Raw genomic sequence first — 16,341 nt, forward strand, 5'->3', positions numbered from 1 at the left:
TAAAAACGGGCTTCAGAACCCCCATTCTCAAGCCTCAGCGGAGGCAAAAAGCCAGAATATGTTCGTTTTTCCGCGACCTGCTAGGTCCGCATCCGAATGCACCGTCGTGGTGGAGGGGACGTGAAAGCCGGGCGGCAGCCGGCAACCCTCGACCACCGAATTGTGCCGGACCGCCGCCCGGTCGCCGATGGTGCAGTTGAACAGGACCGAGTTGAACCCGATGAACACCTCGTCGCCGACGGTGCAGGGGCCGTGCACGATCGAGCGATGGGCGATCGAGCTCCGCGACCCGATGGTCACCGCGGCCCCCGATTTGGAGTGGATGACGACACCGTCCTGGATGTTCGACCCGCGGCCGATGCGGATCGGTTCCATGCCGCCGTCCGCATCGGTCTCATCGGCGCGGATGACGGCGTAGGGACCGATGAAGACGTCGTCCTCGACGATCACGAGCCCGCACAGGATGGCGGTCGGATCGACGAAAGCGGATTCCGCCACAACGGGGAGGTCGCCCCGGGGGTTTCGCCGGATCATCCGGCGTCTCCCCGCTGCCAGACCGGGAAGGGATCGGACAGGCGCGCCCAGCGACGCGGTTCGAAGGCCGGCGTTTCGGCGGAGCCGACGAGGCAGGCGTCCAGCATCGTCCTTATCCCCGCCTCGTCCATACCCGAGCCAATGAAGACCAGTTCCTGCCGGCGGTCGCCATAGACCGGGTCCCAGTTCCGGACGATGGCCTCGCGCCATTCCGGATGGTCGGGCCAGCGTTCGCGCGGGACGCCCGCCCACCAGAAGCCCATGGCCTGATGGCGCACCAGCGCGCCGGCGTGACTCAATTCGCCCACCCAGTCGGGCCGGGTGGCGATCCAGAAATGCCCCTTGGCGCGGATCACCCCCGGCCAGGAGCGGTCAAGGAACTGGTGAAACTTGGCGGGATGGAAGGGCCGGCGGGCGCGGTAGACGAAGCTGCCGATCCCGTACTCCTCGGTTTCCGGCACATGCTCGGCATGGCCGTACAGCTCCTTGTACCAGAGCGGATGCTCCTGGGCCTTCTCATAGTCGAAGCGGCCGGTGTCCAGAACGCGGTCGAGGGAGATGCGGCCTTGTGCCGTCTCGACCAGATCGGCGGCGGGGTTCAGCGCGCGGATGATGGTGCGCGCCGCCGCGACCTGTTCCGGCGTGGCGGTATCGATCTTGTTCAGCACGATCACGTCGGCGAACTCGATCTGATCGACCAGAAGGTCCACGAGCGTCCGCTCGTCGCCGTCGCCCGCGGTTTCGCCGCGGTCGCGCAGGAAGTCGCCGGAGCCGTAATCGCGCAGCAGGTTCACCGCGTCTACCACCGTCACCATGGTGTCGATGCGGGCCAGATCGCCCAGGCTGTCGCCGGCCTCGTCGCGGAAGTCGAAGGTCGCCGCGATGGGCAGCGGTTCGGCGATGCCGGTGGATTCGATCAGCAGGTAATCGAAACGGTTCTCCCCGGCCAGACGGCGGACCTCGGCCAGCAGGTCGTCACGCAGGGTGCAGCAGATGCAGCCGTTGGTCATTTCGACCAACCGCTCCTCCGTGCGCGACAGGTTGCTGCCACCCTCGCGGACGAGGTCGGCGTCGATGTTGACCTCGCTCATGTCGTTGACGATCACCGCCACCCGCTTGCCGGCCCGGTTGTTCAGGACATGGTTGAGCAGCGTGGTCTTGCCGGCGCCGAGAAAGCCGGACAGCACGGTCACGGGAAGGCGGCGGTCCGCCGAGGAACTCCGGGTCGGGGGCATGATGGGAGCCTCGCACGTCTGGAGACGGGTGGGATTCGGTGCGTCGCCGTAGACGGCACGCGGGTCGAAGATCTTTTCGCGTTCGGTGAAGCGCAGCGCGACCGGACCATCCGCGCCTGCGCCGATGGCAACGGATCGGTAGAAGCAGGACCGGTAGCCGACATGGCAACTGGCGCCGCCGCTGACCGTCACCCGCAGCCAGACCGCGTCCTGGTCGTCGTCGATCCTCATCTCCACGATGGTCTGGACCAGACCGCTTGTGGCGCCCTTGCGCCACAAGGTTCCGCGGCTCCGGCTCCAGTAATGGGCTTTGCCGGTTTCGATGCTGCAGGCCAGCGCCTCGGCGTTCATCACCCCCATCATCAAAACATCGCCCGACGCGGCGTCGGTGGTGACGACCGGGATCAGGCCGTCGGCATCGAACCGGGGCGCCAGCGTGGTGCCCTCCTCGACCTGTTCCACCGACAGGCGATCGGTGAAGCGGTGGCGGTACCGCCGGTCCGGCGCGGGCGGGTCGTTCGCGGGGGCATCGGTCATGGTGTCGTCTCCCTGTGGCTACCGATGGCGGCGGTGAAGGCGGCCTTCAACGCCGCGTCATGGCGGAAGGCGCCGAGAAGGCGGGTGGTGACGGTGGCGGCGCCCGGCTTGTGGACGCCGCGCGTGGTCATGCACTGGTGCGCTGCCTCGATCACCACTGCCACGCCCAGCGGTTGGAGCACCCGATCCAGCGTGTCGGCGATCTGGACCGTCAGGGCCTCCTGGCTTTGCAGGCGACGGGCGAAGATGTCCACGACCCGGGCCAGCTTGCTGAGACCGACCACCCGGCCCGCCGGCAGGTAGCCGACATGGGCGACACCCAGGATCGGGACGATGTGGTGTTCACAATGCGATTCCAGACGGATGTCGCGCAGGACCAGCAGGCCGTCGTAAGAGCCGGCGGGTTCCAGCGTGGCGGCCAGCGTGGCGACCGGGTCCTCCCGGTAGCCGGCGAAGAACTCCTCGTAGGCGCGGACGACGCGGCCGGGCGTGTCGGCCAGACCTTCGCGGTCGGGATCGTCGCCGCTCCAGGCGATGAGGGTGCGGACGGCCGCCTCCGCTTCCATCCGGCTGGGGCGGTGGAAGGAAGGAAGCGGCGGGAGCGTCGTCCGTGTGTTGGGCAAGGAGTCGGACATCGTTCTTTGTGCCGGTCAGGGGGCGTTCGGTTGGGTTGCGCCATGCAATGTAATGTTATAACGTTACATATATCAACGACCGGGCGGCCGGCAAGGAGAAGATCGCCATGGACGGCTTCCATGCACCGACCACCCCTCAGGTACCGGTTCCCGCCACGGCCGTGGCGGCGGCTTGCGATCCTCACCTGGATCGGCGGATGACGCCGATCCGGCGGGCGATGCTGGACATCTTCGGACGGGAGCACCGGCCCCTGCGCGCCTACGACCTGATCCCCCGCCTGGAGACAGCGTGCGGGCGGCGGTTCCAGCCGCAGACCATCTACCGGACCCTGGATTTCCTGATGAAGGAGGGGCTGGTGCTGCGGATCGAAAGCTGGAACGCCTACATCGCCCGGCCGGCCGCCGGGCCGGACCACGCCGCCCTGTTCCTGCTGTGTGGGCGGTGCGGCGACCCTCTATCGCCAGGGCGACTTCCGCGACCTGTGCCGTGGCCCGCACCTGCCCTCCACGGGCTGTCTCGGCACCGCCTTCGCGCTGCTGACGGTGGCGGGGGCCTACTGGCGGGGCGATCACCGCAACCCGATGCTGCACCGGATCTACGGCACCGCGTGGCGCGACGCCGGCGAACTGGCCGCCCATCTGCACCGTCTTGCCGAAGCGGAAAAGCGCGACCATCGCCGGCTGGGGCGCGAGATGGACCTGTTCCATTTCCAAGAGGAGGCGCCGGGCGCGGTGTTCTGGCACCCCAAGGGTTGGACGCTGTTCCAGACCCTGATCGACTACATCCGCAAGCGCCAGACCAGGGCCGGTTATCTGGAGATCAACACGCCGGACATCATGGACCGGTCGCTGTGGGAAGCCTCCGGACATTGGGAAAAGTTCGGCGAGAACATGTTCACCACCGAGGCCAAGGAAGACCGCGTCTTTGCCTTGAAGCCGATGAACTGCCCCGGCGGCGTGCAGGTGTTCAAGCAGGGCATCCGCAGCTACCGCGACCTGCCGCTGCGGCTGGCCGAGATCGGCAAGGTCCATCGCTTCGAACCGTCGGGTGCGCTCCACGGCCTGATGCGGGTGCGCGCCTTCACCCAGGACGACGCGCACATCTTCTGCACCGAGGACCAGATCGTCGGCGAGTCCCGCTCCGTCTGCCAGCTGGTGCTGAGCATCTACCGCGACTTCGGCTTCGAGGACGTGCGGGTGAAGTTCTCCGACCGGCCGGCCAAGCGGGTCGGCTCCGATGCCGTCTGGGACAAGGCCGAGGCCGCCCTGCGCGACGCGGTGGAAGCCACAGGACTGCCTTACGGCCTGAACCCCGGCGAAGGGGCGTTCTATGGGCCGAAGCTGGAGTTCGTGCTGCGCGACGCCATTGGCCGGGACTGGCAGTGCGGCACCTTGCAGGTCGATCTCACTCTGCCGGAGCGGTTGGGGGCCGGCTACATCGGGCCGGACGGCGCCAAGCACCCGCCGGTGATGCTGCATCGGGCGCTGTTCGGTTCGCTGGAGCGCTTCACCGGGATTCTGCTCGAACACCATGCTGGGCGGCTGCCGCTATGGCTGGCGCCGGTGCAGGCGGTGGTCGTTACGATTACCGGAGAGGCTGATGACTATGCCCGTGAACTTGTCGGCCTGCTGCACGAGGAGGGCTTGCGGGCCGAGGCTGACCTGCGCAACGAGAAGATCGGCTACAAGATCCGCGAGCACAGCTTGGCCAAAGTTCCGGTGATGCTGGTTGTCGGCAAGCGGGAGGCCGCGGACGGGACCGTCTCCTTCCGTCGGCTCGGTTCGCCGGACAGCGAAACAATGTGGGCGCGGGAGGCGCTGCTGCGTCTCGACGCGGAGAACCGGCGCTCACTTCTGAAGCCGGCTTCGGTCGCCTGGGGGCATTGAGTGCCGTTCGCGGGACAGAGGGGAGTTGACGCGAAATCGATATGTAATGTTATATCATTACATATACCGGTGTGGTGAGCTTTCCCACGTCGGGGGATCAGGGGATTTGGGGGATATCATGGATCGCCGTGCCAACCGCGCCCGCCACCGGGCGGGAACGGTTCTCTCGTGCCTTGTCGTAGCACCACCGGTACTGCTGTGCGCGGCCGGAGCGCTGGCCGATGCGCCGGTCGTGCTGGAACCGGTGGTGGTCAGCGCCACCGCCACCGAGCGACCGCTGGCCGACGCGCCGGCGACCGTCACGGTCATCACGGGCGGCGAGCTTCAGCAGCGCCCGGTGCAGGATCTGGCGGACGCGCTCCGCGACACGCCGGGGATCATGGTCGGCGGCGTCGGGCTGAACCGCCGCGGTATCTCCATCCGCGGCATGCCGGCGGAACACACGCTGATCCTGATGGATGGCATCGCCCGCCTGTTCCTGCTGCCCGTCCTGCTGCTGATCCTGGCGTCGCTGGCCTACAGCTTGTGGGCGCTGGGGGCCTTCGCGGTGGAGGCGTGGCAGCGCCGCCGCGGGGACCACCGCTCGCCGCTGATCGCGTACCGCCACCGCACGGGATGCGGCAGCGACGATCTGGAGCTGTGGATCATGAAGCGGCTGGAGTGGCTGCGGGTGGTGGCCCGCAGCGCGCCGATGCTGGGGCTGGTGGCGACGATGATCCCCATGGGGCCGGCCCTGCTGGCCCTGACCCGCAACGACGCCCAGGGCATCGGCGAGAACCTGACGGTGGCCTTCTCCGCGGTGATCCTGGCGCTGGTCGCGGCCAGCATCGCCTTCTTGCCGCCGCTGGCTGCTGGAGGATCTGCGGGCGGTCGAGCGGTCCCTGGCCGAAGCCGGAGGAGCCGGCTGATGCGCTTTCTCGACCATGACGACGCCGACGATCCGATCCTGTCGGTGGTCAACCTGATCGACCTGTTCCTGGTGGTCATCGGCATCCTGATGATCGTCATCGTGCGCAACCCGCTCAACCCGTTCTCATCCAACAAGGCCGTCGTGGTGGAGAATCCCGGCGAAGCCGACATGCGCATCACGGTGAAGGATGGACAGGAACTGACCCGCTATGAATCGACCGGCGCCATCGGGGAGGGCAAGGGAATCCGGGCGGGAACGACCTACCGTCTGCCGGACGGCCGCTTGATCTACGTGCCCGAAACGGGCGCTCCGGACACGCCGTGATCGGACCCCGTCATCGGACCGGTGCACGCAGGCTTCCGTCATCGGCGAACCGGCTTTCTCCCAAAGTCTTTCGTTCACGAAGCTTGACCGGCGTGTCGCGGTCGCCCATGAATGGTCCCGGTTCTGGTTCTTCCGGCGATCTTCGCCGGAAGCTAAGAGGGAACCCGGTGAGCCGCGTCCCGCGGCGAGGCCGGGGCTGCCCCCGCAACTGTGAGCGGTGAGCCGTTCCGTCGTTATCCGCCACTGGCGCCTCCGGCGCCGGGAAGGCCGGACGGAACGGCGGCGACCCGCAAGCCAGGAGACCTGCCAGTACCACAACGAAACGTCCTCGGGTGGGGTGTCCCGGTGGAGGACGCTGTTGCACCGAGGCAGCGAGAGTTGGAGCCGGCAGGTCGGTGCGCCTGATCATCGGACGCGGACGGCGTCCGGGCGTCCAAGGTCGAGCATGCGGTTCAGGACCAGGACGGCGACACCAATCTCGGTCTGCTGCCGGTCGTCGGTGTGGAAGTGGAGACCCTCCCCGATGACGTGTTTGTAGCGGCTGAAGAAGGCCTCCACGAGCGCGCGCAGGTTGTAGCCGGAGTTGCCTGCCACGCCTTGCGGCCATCAGCGGCGATGGCCTGGAGATGCCGATCCCGCTGTGCTGGTGCGCTCTGCGCGGTATCGCTCGGTACCGCCGTGGAGCGCGGCGGCGCGACCACGCCCGCCCCTGGGTGCCGCTTGGTCACGGCTTCGTAGACGCCGCTCTGGTCGTAAGCGCCGTCGGCGATGACGGCAACCAGGGGCTCGGCAATCCGGTCCAGCAGGGGGCCGACTTGCGAGGCGTCATCGACGTCATGATCGGTCAGTGTCGCGGCGACGATGCGCCCGGTGCCGGCGTCCAGGCCGATGTGCAGCTTCCGCCACGCGCGGCGCCGGCGCGTGCCGTGCTTCTCGATCAGCCAGTCACCGGGGCCGCACAGCTTCACACCGGTGCTGTCGACCAGCAGACGGATTGGGTCGTTGGTTTTCGCCGGCGGGGTCGGGACGGTGACGGTCTTGGCCCGGCGGCTGAGCGTGGAATGATCCGGCACCGCCAGATCGAGCCCGAGCACCTGGACGAGGGAAGCGACCAGACCCTCAGTTTGCCGCAGAGCCAAGCGGTACACCGCACGCAGCATCAACGCCGTGAGGATCGCCAGGTCGGAGTAGGTGCGCTGCCCGCCCGGTGTGGATCGGGTCTCGGCCCGCCAGCGCTCCACCGCCTCGTCGCTGAACCACACGTTCAGGCTGCCACGCGCCCGCAGCGCGGCATCATACTCTTGCCAGTTGCAAACCCTGTATCGCTGCTTGGGGATGTGATGGCGGCGAGCGGCGTTGGCTTTGAACGGCATCGGCTGGATCAGAACAGGGAATGGTCAACGGCGCCTCCCCTACGATGCTGCCCCGCCATCCGCAATCCCCGCCTCGCTGCAACAACGTCCCGCGCCGGCACTCCCGGCAGCGGAAGCGGCGATACCCGTGCGCCGTCCGATCCGAACGCTCGGTCGTGCTTGCCGACTGGCAGTGTGGGCAACGCATCCGTCTCCTCCTCGCTGAGAGGGGAGATCTGGGGAATGGCCAAGCTCCCGGCAACGTGGCGCGACACCTGACGGAACCGCCCGTAGACCCGCGGCGACACCATGGCCATCACCGCCGATGCAAACGGATGGTGCTCGTGATCACGCCCCAGATTTCAAAGTCGAGCCGGTCGGTGACCTCGACCGGACGGTATGCGGTATCATCCGAATCCGGCACCAACCACACTTGGGCGCCACGCTTCAGCAGGCGCTTGCACGTCAGTTCGCCATCAAGCACCGCCACCACGACGTCGTCATGACGGGCAGTCAGCGACCGATCAACAATTGCTAGGTCACCGTCATGGATGCCGGCGCGGACCATGGAATGACCGGAGACGCGCAAGGTGAAGGTGGCGGAAGGGTGGGGCACCAGCACTTCTGCGAGTTCGATTCGGCCTTCCACATAGTCCGCCGCGGGTGACGGGAATCCCGCCGGCACCACGGCCTCAACAGACACGACCGGGCATGACCGCATCACTACCGGCTCTGGCGCCTGCATGCTCCCCTCCACCCACCTGACTTGTTGGGAGGATGGCGCAGGAAAAGAACTTTTCAAGAACAAAGAGTCGTTGACACCAAAGCTGGGATCGCGGTGATCAGCTTCGCTGTCATGCCTACCCTAGCGCCGGGACGAGCGGGGCAGCACCCAGCGACAGGGTTTCGACAAGGCGATAGTCGGGCGCGACTGCGCGCGCCGGGAACATAGCGTTCACGGTTGGTATCCTTTAATTGAAGATGGGGTGGGGTAGTCGGCCCGCCGATCTGCAGATATCAGTTCGCAGGATCGATGCGGTTGTGCACCTCGCCAGAACAGATACAGGCGCGAGGACAGCGCCTACATCGAGGTATTTCCGATAGCCTCTTGGAACGGGCGAGATAAACGCCTCAACGTCTGCTTGTCGTCTCTTCCATGGAGGACGAAATGGACGTCGCTAATTTGATACGATTTGTCCTGACACACATTCCTTTGATCACCTTTCTACTGGCGATCATCATTCCAACTCTCAGCCGGTCTGACCGAACCCCGGAAGGCTACCTGTCCTGGCTGCTGCTGCTCGCCGTTGACGTTGATGCTCTCTGGGCGGGGCTGTTCCATGTGTTCGCTCCGGAGCGCGCGGCGGCGTTCATCGGATGGACGACAAGCCCGTTTCAGTTCGAGATCGGCGTCGCTGACATAGCGCTGGGCGCCATGGGGGTGCTCGCCTTCCGGAGATCGCTCGACTTCAAGGCGGCGGTCGTGACCTACGCATCACTGTTCTACATCGGCGTGGCGTACGGCCACTTTCATCAGATTTGGGTGGCCGGGAACTATGCGCCTGGGAACGCCGGCATTCTTCTCGTTCTCACCTGCATCCGGCCGTTCCTCCTGATCCTGCTCCTCATCGCGGCTCAACGGAAGGCAGTCCCGGCGATGGTTCTCGGGAGGTAGGGATTGGTTAGCGGAGCGCGTCAGCGTCATGTTTCCGAGGCGCACCAAGGCGATCCCGAATCCAGGCAGCATCGGGTCCGGCCTTGTACAGCACAGATTGCGGCCCGGTCATGGTCAAGCCGGGTTATCCCCTCTCGGGTCCCAGCACCCGCTCCCGCTCGTGGATCAGCAGCGCGAGAGCCGCCTGGACGATTCCCTCCCTGGGGATGTCGCTCAACTCCAACTCCCGGACGGCTTGCTGGACATATTGGGAGACCGCTCGCTCGGCCTGCTCTGGGGGCATTCCGGCGAGTGTAACCGCCAAGCGCTCCGCCACCGGCTTCATGGCTACGGCAACGATGGCATCGTTCGGTGTCATGGAGCGGCCTCCTCACGGGCTTCCTGGTTGCTCAATCTACTTTCAGTTTAGCGACAGCGAGGCAGTGAAGTGTAGAGGGTTGATCCGCGTGTTTTCAACTGCGTGCGAGCGGGCCGACCAAGCAGCCCACTCCATAGGGACGATCTCAGCACCCACCAGAGAAGCCAATCCAGCGCGGAACACTCATGGCCCCAGATATGGCGGGAACGCTCAACAGCGCACATACCCGGGCATGCAATTTCTGGCTGTGATATTTCGACAGAAGCTCAATTTCGACTCGACGGTTCTTGGGTTATGGCCTTACCCCTTTTTCGCAGAGCAAGGCATTTTAGGAACGGCCATGTGCCATTATGTTTCGTCAGCGTGCAGCTCGGCTTGCCGAGCACTCAAGACGTTGCGAGAGCACAATCAAGCCGCCATCGGCTTTGAAGCCCGGGAATACCTGATTGGTGTTGAGCGGTGGATAATAGCTTGGACATGCCGCACTCCATTCACCATGCAGGAAATTTCTGAGGGTGCCAGTCACCTGCACGAGTGCTCGTTATGCCTGGAACAGAAAGGTGAAGAAGGGGCACAACAAGTCCCTCACTTCCGGAGCAGCTTGTCCTTGGCGGCAGACCCGGCGCTGGAGCCGACCCAGTAGGACACCACCGCCGAGGCCATGGTGGTCAGGGCGCCCAGCATGAGCGTGGCGTTCTGGTCGATTGCGCCGGTCGGCTGGCTCAGCACCCGGTACAGCACGATGCCGAACGTCACCAGGACGATGGTCGACACGACCGGGGCTCCCCAGGAGATGCGGCTGCCGGCTTGGGCAAGCTGGACGGTCTGCGCGCGGGCGTCAGCCCGATCCTCGTTGTCGAGCCGGAGCAGCGCCACGGGTTCCGTCAGGTGTCGCGCCACGTTGCCGGGAGCTTGGCCATTCCCCAGATCTCCCCTCTCAGCGAGGAGGAGACGGATGCGTTGACCACACTGCCAGTCGGCAAGCACGACCGAGCGTTCGGATCGGACGGCGCACGGGTATCGCCGCTTCCGCTGCCGGGAGTGCCGGCGCGGGTTCAATGAACGCACCGGCTCGGTGCTGAACCGCCTGCAGCTGCCCTCCGACGTGGTGTTCCTGATCGTGCTGTGGCGGCTGCGCCTGAAGCTGAGCTTGCGCGATCTCGCCGAGATCCTGCTGTTGCGCGGACTGGTCTTCTCCCATGAGGCGGTGCGGGACTGGGAAGCCAAGCTGGCGCCGTTGCTCACGGAGGCTCTGCGTCAGCACCGGAAGGGCAAGATCGGCCGGAGCTGGTACGTGGACGAGACCTACCTCAAGGTCGCCGGCCAGTGGCAGGACTTGTACCGGGCCATCGACAGTGATGGCAATTTGGTGGACGTTTTTCTCAGCCCAACGCGCGACCAAGTTGCGGCCAGAGCATTCTTCCGCTCAGCGATCTAGGTGACCGGGATCATCCCCAAGACCATCACCTCCGACAAGCACTCCGGCTACCCGCCGGCCCTCAAGGAGATGTTCGGTGAGGATGTCGAGCACCGCACTTCGAAATACAAAAACAACCATTTGGAGCAAGATCACCGCGGAGTGAAAGGCCGCACCCGGCCGATGCGCGGCTTCAAGTCCTCAGGCAGTGCTGCTCGGTTCTGCCGGGCTTACGACGAGGTGCGCAACTTCCTGCGCCCGTCGACCCGGCGCAAGCAGCACGTCCCAGCAGCGCGCCGACGGGCGATCCATGTCCAGAGGGTCACTGCCCTGCGCGACATGCTTGCTGTCGCGTAATTCACGCTGTCCGCCTCCGGGGCCCCTGCATCGTCAGCTCAGGCGTGGCGCGACACCTGACGGAACCCCCCTTTCCTGACAATCAGTCCACACATCCTGGATGCGGTCCGGCAGGTTCTGGAGGCTCATGGACCGTTGCCGAAAAAACTCCGTGCCCGTGAACGCCGGGCTCTGCTTCGCAAGCTGTCCGCCGCAGCCGCCAGGCACCTAACCGAAGCAGCGGGGCGGGAAGCACCCGGCGGCCTGGAAGGCTTGTCTGGAGTCAGTGCCTGATTCGACCCGCAAGCTCGATGAAGCCCCTGAGGTAATCAGTTTCCACGTCGGTGGCGCGCAGGCCGAGGTTGATGCTCTTGGGAAGTCCCGCCGGCCCGATCCGCAACGCAGCGATCGGCATGCCCGCGCCCTCCTCCTGCAGCAGCCAGTCGGGCAGCACGCTCACCCCGCGCCCCGCCGCCACGAGCTGGAGCATCAGTTCGGTCGTCTCGATGCCGACGTGGCGGCGCGGCCGGCAGCCGGCGGGGATCAGGAAACGCGTGTAGATGTCCAGCCGGTCCGGTGTGACCGGCACGCTCAGCAGGCTCTCGTCGACGAGGTCGGCGGGCTCGATGAAGGCGCGCCCGGCCAACCGGTGCGCGCGGGGAACGGCCAGCACCAACTCATAGTCGAACACAGGTTGGAAGCGCAGGTCGGGCGCGTGCACTGGATCGGGCGTGACCAACAGGTCGATCTCGTGCGCCTGAAGCGCGGCGATGCCGTCGAAACGGAAGGCGGTGCGGACCTCCAGGTCGACGTCCGGCCACTCGACGAGGAACGGGCCGGTGACCCGCATCAGCCACGTCTCGCAAGGATGGCACTCCATCCCGATCCGGAGCGCCCCCCGGCGGCCGCGCGCCATGTCCGCCAGCACGCGCTCGGCATGCTCGAACTCGGGCACCAGCCGTTCGGCGAGTGCCAGCAGGTACGCTCCCGCCTGGGTCAGTTGCAGGGTGCGCCCCGTCTTGCGCCAGACGCCGACCCCATGCTGCGCCTCGAGCTTGGCGATGGCGTGGCTTATGGCCGGCTGGCTCAGGTTCATCCGCTCCGCCGCCGCCGTGACGCTGCCGGCGCGGCTGACTTCGCGCAGGATGACGAGGTGATGGCGATCAAGCATCATGCAAATCATTCATGGTTCGATAAGATCATCGCATTTTTGTTTATGATGACCGTCTGATAGGACGAGGTCAACGCGCCCCGTGACCAGACCGGAGATCAGAATGAGCACCGCCTCCAATTTCCGTCTCGACGAAGCAATCGCGCGGCTGACGGCGGGCCTGAACGCTCTCGGAGGGCATGGACGATGACGGCAACCCATCGCGCGATGGCGATCACCGCTCCGGGCCACCTCGCGCTTGTCGAGCGGCCCGTCCCGGTTCCGGAAACGGGCGAGGTGCTGATTGCGGTCGAGGCCTGCGGCGTCTGCGGCGCCGACCGTGGCGACATCGAGAGGGCCGATCCGGCGCTGCGCCGGGTTCCCGGTCACGAAGTGGTCGGGCGGATCATGGCCCTCGGGCCACAAGTGCCGGCGATCTGGAGCGTCGGCCAGCGTGTCGGCGTCGGCCGCTTCGGCGGGCACTGCGGCAACTGCCGGGAGTGTCGCCAGGGCAAGTTCCACCTGTGCCGGCAGCAGCCGGTCATGGGCTCGACCCGCGACGGCGGCTATGCCGAGAGGATGACCGCGCGCGCCACCGGCCGCGTCTCCATCCCCGACGACCTCTCTTTGGCGGAGGCCGCGCCGATCCTCTGCGCGGGACTCGCCACCTTCAACGGGCTGAAGGCCTCGGGCGCCGGACCGGGCGATACGGTCGCCGTGCTCGGCATCGGCGGCCTCGGCCACATGGCGCTGCAGTACGCGCGCCGGATGGGCTTCCGCGTGATCGCCATCGGCCGCGGCGCGGATATCGCGGCCGACGCGCTGGATCTCGGCGCGCACCGCTATGTCGACACGGAGCGCGAGGACGCCGCCGCGGTGCTGACCGCACTCGGGGGTGCCAAGGCGCTGCTCTCGACCATCGGCGACACGGGCGTGGTCGCGTCGGTGATGCCGGGGCTGGCGCCGGAGGGGCGGCTGGTGCTGCTCGGCATCGGCAAGGACCCGCTGGCCGTGGCGACGGCGCCGCTGGTGAGCGGCGAACGGTCCGTCGTCGGCTCGATCACCGGCTCGCCCTACGACAGCGAGCGGACGCTCGATTTCAGCGTGCTGACCGGCGCCCGCCCGCGGATCGAGACCCTGCCGCTGGAACGGGCCAACGAGGCCGTCCACCGGATGCTGTCCGGCGCGGTGACGTTCCGGATGGTGCTGACCATGGGAGGATCCGTTGCGCCTCAATGACGATCTGAGCCGGCCCGTCACCGTTCAGGCCGGGACCCACGACTGGGTGCCGAGCCCGGTCGCCGGCGTCGAGCGCCGGATGCTCTACCGCGAGGGCGGGGAGGTGGCCCGCGCCACTTCGATCGTCCGCTACGCCAGGGGCAGCGCCTTTCCCGCCCATGTCCATTCCGGGGGCGAGGAGTTCCTCGTGCTCGGCGGCATTTTTCAGGACGAGCACGGCGATTATCCCGTCGGGACCTATGTCCGCAACCCGCCCGGCACGAGCCACCGCCCCGCCGCGGCGGACGGCTGCACGATCTTCGTGCGGCTCTGGCAGTTCGGCGAGGGCGACCGCACGCCAATCGTCCAACAGCCCGGCGAGGGCGAAGCGGCGCCGCTGCACGACGGGGTGATGGCATCGCGGCTGCTCTTCAGCGACAGCGCCGAGCGGGTCGTGATCGAGGATTGGAGGCCCGGCGCGGCGGTGACGGTCCCGAACCGGCGCGGTCTTGAACTGCTTGTGGTGTCCGGCCGCCTCGTCCATGGCGGCGAAACGCTCGCGCCGCAATGCTGGTGCCGGCTCCCGGCGGGGCAGGATTTCACCGCCAGCATCGGACCGGAGGGCGCCCGCCTGTGGATCAAGGACGCGCCGCTGCAGCACCCCGACATCCTGCCGATGCCCGAACGCCGCTGAGGAGACAGCCGACATGACGGAGACAGAGGTCGCCATCCTCGGCGGCGGTTTGGCCGGGCTCAACGCGGCGCGTCTGCTGCACCGGGCCGGTGTCGATGTCCGGCTCTACGAGGCCCGGGACCGGCTCGGCGGCCGCATCCTGACTGTGAACGCGGCGGGCGAGCCGGACACGGACGGCTTCGATCTCGGCCCCTCCTGGTTCTGGCCGGAGATGCAGCCCGCCATCGGGGCGCTGGTCGCCGAGCTGGGTCTGCCGAGCTTCGCCCAGCATGGCGAGGGCGACGTGGTGTTCGAGCGGATGTCGCGCGAACCGCCCCATCGCCTCCCCGGCCTCGACCAGGAGCCGCGGTCGCTGCGCCTCGCCGGCGGTTCCGCCGCGCTGATCCGGGCTCTGGCGGCGGCGATCCCGCCCGACCGGCTCCGGACCGGCGCCCGGGTCACGGCCCTGCGGCTCCGCGAGGATGGCGTCGAGCTGTCGCTGCGCCTCGCCGACGGCCGTGACGAGACCATGCGCGCCGGACAGGTTGTCGCCGCCCTGCCGCCGCGCCTGCTGGAACGCACCCTGCGGTTTTCTCCCGACCTGCCGCCGGAGACGCGGGGACTCTGGCGGGAGACGCCGACCTGGATGGCGCCCCACGCCAAATTCTTCGCCCTCTACGATCGTCCGTTCTGGCGCGCGGCCGGCTTTTCCGGCACGGCGCAGAGCATGGTCGGGCCGATGCCGGAGATCCATGACGCCACCACCGCCTCGGGGCAGGCGGCGCTCTTCGGCTTCCTCGGCGTCGCTGCGGCCGAGCGCGCCCGCATGGGGGAGGCGGCGCTGACCAAGGCGTGCCTCGCGCAGTTCGCCCGCATCTTCGGACCGGAGGCGGCCGGCCCGCGCGCTACACTGTGGAAGGACTGGGCCGCCGATCCCCTGACCGCGACGGAGGCCGATCCGCTGTCCGCCGGCCACCCCACGCCGGCCGAGACCTGGGTACAGGGCCCGTGGCGGGACCGGCTGACGCTGGCGGGCAGCGAGGTCAGCCCGCGCGAAGCCGGCTATCTCGCGGGCGCCGTGGAGGCGTCCGAACGGGCCGTGGCGGTGGTGAGCCGGCGCTTGCAGGACCAGACGGGAGCAGGGGCATGACGTTTTCGCACCGACGGATCGACCATCTCGTGCTGGCCGTCCACGACCTCGACCGGGCCGCCGCCGTCTACGAGGGGCTCGGCTTCCAGGTGGGCGCCCGCAACCGCCATCCCTGGGGCACCGAGAACCGGCTGATCCAGTTCCGATCGTCCTTCCTGGAACTGATCACCATCGGCGACGGCGCGCGGATCCCGCCGCACGCGCCCGGCCGCTTCAGCTTCGGCGCCTTCGTGCGCGACCGCCTGGAGAGGCGCGAGGGGCTGGCCATGGTCGTGCTCGATAGCACCGACGCGCCGGCCGATGCGACGGCGTTCGCGCGGACGGGGATCGGCCGGTTCGAGCCCTTCCACTTCGAGCGCAAGGGCCGCCGGCCCGACGGCCGCGAAACCGTGGTCGCCTTCTCCTTGGCCTTCGCGCTCGACCCGCGCCTGCCCGACACCGCCTTCTTCGTCTGTCAGCAGCATCATCCCGAAAACTTCTGGAACCCCGCCTTCCAGCAGCACCCGAACGGCGCCCTCGATGTCGGATCGGTGACCCTGGAGGTGCCCGACCCGTCGGAGCACGCGGATTTCCTCGCCGGCTTCACCGGCAGCGTCGGCAGGCCCGGCGGTGAGCGGGGCCTCGTCTTTCCGCTCCGCGGCGGCGGCCGGCTGATCGTCGCCTCGGGGGCGGGCGCGTCCGGCGGCACGAGCTACCGGGTTGCCACCGCCGATCCGGCCGCCGTGGCGGAGCGTCTCCGGCGCCGGAACATGCCGTTCCGGACCGACGGCGATGCCGTGACGGTTGGACCGGCCGAGGCGTTTGGCGTGGCGATCCAGTTCGGCACAGCCGGGACGCGGTAGCAGGGGCCTGAGGACAAAGCTCAGGCGCGGCCGTCAGGCCGTCGTGAACCGCCGCCATTTCCGCTCGTGATCCTTCACCAACAAGACAGCCTTCGGCTCGTCGGCCTC

At 67.5% G+C, this 16,341-nt stretch carries 13 protein-coding genes, 3 pseudogenes and 1 riboswitch; of the genes and pseudogenes, 8 read left to right on the top strand and 8 right to left on the bottom strand.

Annotated features, from left to right (window positions below; translation table 11 throughout):
* Positions 1 to 27: 27 nt before the first annotated feature.
* From ACWPN7_RS33660 to folE, 3 genes are read right to left on the bottom strand one after another with little or no spacing between them, the layout of a single operon-like run.
* Positions 28 to 534, bottom strand: coding sequence for an LbetaH domain-containing protein (locus ACWPN7_RS33660; protein ID WP_200776704.1), 507 nt, complete (start codon positions 532 to 534; stop codon positions 28 to 30).
* Positions 531 to 2,306 (bottom strand): zinc metallochaperone GTPase ZigA, encoded by a 1,776-nt coding sequence (gene zigA / locus ACWPN7_RS33665; protein WP_459197894.1) that lies wholly within the window; start codon positions 2,304 to 2,306, stop codon positions 531 to 533. The genes ACWPN7_RS33660 and zigA overlap by 4 nt, the downstream gene beginning before the upstream one ends.
* Positions 2,303 to 2,941 (bottom strand): GTP cyclohydrolase I FolE, encoded by a 639-nt coding sequence (folE, locus tag ACWPN7_RS33670; protein WP_200776706.1) that lies wholly within the window; start codon positions 2,939 to 2,941, stop codon positions 2,303 to 2,305. Before folE ends, zigA begins: the two co-directional genes overlap by 4 nt.
* Positions 2,942 to 3,391: 450 nt before the next feature.
* Between folE and thrS the strand changes: the two are divergent.
* Positions 3,392 to 4,828: pseudogene (thrS, locus tag ACWPN7_RS33675) on the top strand (threonine--tRNA ligase); the annotation flags it as partial.
* Between the two features lie 118 nt (positions 4,829 to 4,946).
* Positions 4,947 to 6,062 (top strand): DUF2149 domain-containing protein, encoded by a 1,116-nt coding sequence (locus ACWPN7_RS33680; protein WP_492273738.1) that lies wholly within the window; start codon positions 4,947 to 4,949, stop codon positions 6,060 to 6,062.
* Between the two features lie 107 nt (positions 6,063 to 6,169).
* Positions 6,170 to 6,387: riboswitch (cobalamin riboswitch) on the top strand.
* A gap of 80 nt (positions 6,388 to 6,467) precedes the next feature.
* Here ACWPN7_RS33680 and ACWPN7_RS33685 read toward each other — a convergent pair.
* Positions 6,468 to 7,435: pseudogene (locus tag ACWPN7_RS33685) on the bottom strand (IS5 family transposase).
* Positions 7,436 to 7,730: 295 nt separating this feature from the next.
* A complete protein-coding gene (locus ACWPN7_RS33690; protein WP_247892024.1) occupies positions 7,731 to 8,159 on the bottom strand; it encodes a LexA family protein in 429 nt (142 codons plus the stop codon).
* 423 nt (positions 8,160 to 8,582) lie between these two features.
* Here ACWPN7_RS33690 and ACWPN7_RS33695 point away from each other — a divergent pair, with 423 nt between their 5' ends.
* Positions 8,583 to 9,089 carry a DUF6790 family protein gene (locus ACWPN7_RS33695; protein ID WP_200777089.1) on the top strand — a complete coding sequence of 169 codons (507 nt, stop codon included), beginning with the start codon at positions 8,583 to 8,585 and terminating at the stop codon, positions 9,087 to 9,089.
* A gap of 124 nt (positions 9,090 to 9,213) precedes the next feature.
* Here the strand turns inward: ACWPN7_RS33695 and ACWPN7_RS33700 are convergent, their stop codons facing one another.
* Both ACWPN7_RS33700 and ACWPN7_RS33705 read right to left on the bottom strand, forming a co-directional pair.
* Positions 9,214 to 9,447 (bottom strand): hypothetical protein, encoded by a 234-nt coding sequence (locus ACWPN7_RS33700; protein ID WP_200777088.1) that lies wholly within the window; start codon positions 9,445 to 9,447, stop codon positions 9,214 to 9,216.
* 585 nt (positions 9,448 to 10,032) lie between these two features.
* Positions 10,033 to 10,323 (bottom strand): hypothetical protein, encoded by a 291-nt coding sequence (locus tag ACWPN7_RS33705; RefSeq protein ID WP_349621329.1) that lies wholly within the window; start codon positions 10,321 to 10,323, stop codon positions 10,033 to 10,035.
* Between the two features lie 331 nt (positions 10,324 to 10,654).
* Here ACWPN7_RS33705 and ACWPN7_RS33710 point away from each other — a divergent pair.
* Positions 10,655 to 11,221, top strand: a pseudogene (locus ACWPN7_RS33710) (IS6 family transposase).
* A 262-nt stretch (positions 11,222 to 11,483) separates the two neighbouring features.
* Here the strand turns inward: ACWPN7_RS33710 and ACWPN7_RS33715 are convergent.
* Complete coding sequence (locus ACWPN7_RS33715) at positions 11,484 to 12,374, bottom strand: LysR family transcriptional regulator (RefSeq protein WP_200475174.1); 891 nt, start codon at positions 12,372 to 12,374, stop codon at positions 11,484 to 11,486.
* A 183-nt stretch (positions 12,375 to 12,557) separates the two neighbouring features.
* Between ACWPN7_RS33715 and ACWPN7_RS33720 the strand changes: the two genes are divergently transcribed.
* The 4 genes from ACWPN7_RS33720 to ACWPN7_RS33735 are packed head-to-tail and all read left to right on the top strand — an operon-like array spanning position 12,558 to position 16,233.
* Positions 12,558 to 13,589 (top strand): alcohol dehydrogenase catalytic domain-containing protein, encoded by a 1,032-nt coding sequence (locus ACWPN7_RS33720; protein WP_200475175.1) that lies wholly within the window; start codon positions 12,558 to 12,560, stop codon positions 13,587 to 13,589.
* Entirely contained in the window at positions 13,576 to 14,262 is a 687-nt protein-coding gene (locus tag ACWPN7_RS33725; RefSeq protein WP_200475176.1) for a cupin domain-containing protein, read from the top strand. Before ACWPN7_RS33720 ends, ACWPN7_RS33725 begins: the two co-directional genes overlap by 14 nt.
* Positions 14,263 to 14,275: 13 nt before the next feature.
* Complete coding sequence (locus ACWPN7_RS33730) at positions 14,276 to 15,391, top strand: flavin monoamine oxidase family protein (protein WP_200475177.1); 1,116 nt, start codon at positions 14,276 to 14,278, stop codon at positions 15,389 to 15,391.
* Positions 15,388 to 16,233 (top strand): VOC family protein, encoded by an 846-nt coding sequence (locus tag ACWPN7_RS33735; protein WP_200475178.1) that lies wholly within the window; start codon positions 15,388 to 15,390, stop codon positions 16,231 to 16,233. Before ACWPN7_RS33730 ends, ACWPN7_RS33735 begins: the two co-directional genes overlap by 4 nt.
* The last annotated feature ends 108 nt before the right edge of the window (positions 16,234 to 16,341 follow it).

The sequence above is a fragment of the Azospirillum sp. UENF 312511 genome, assembly GCF_058780635.1.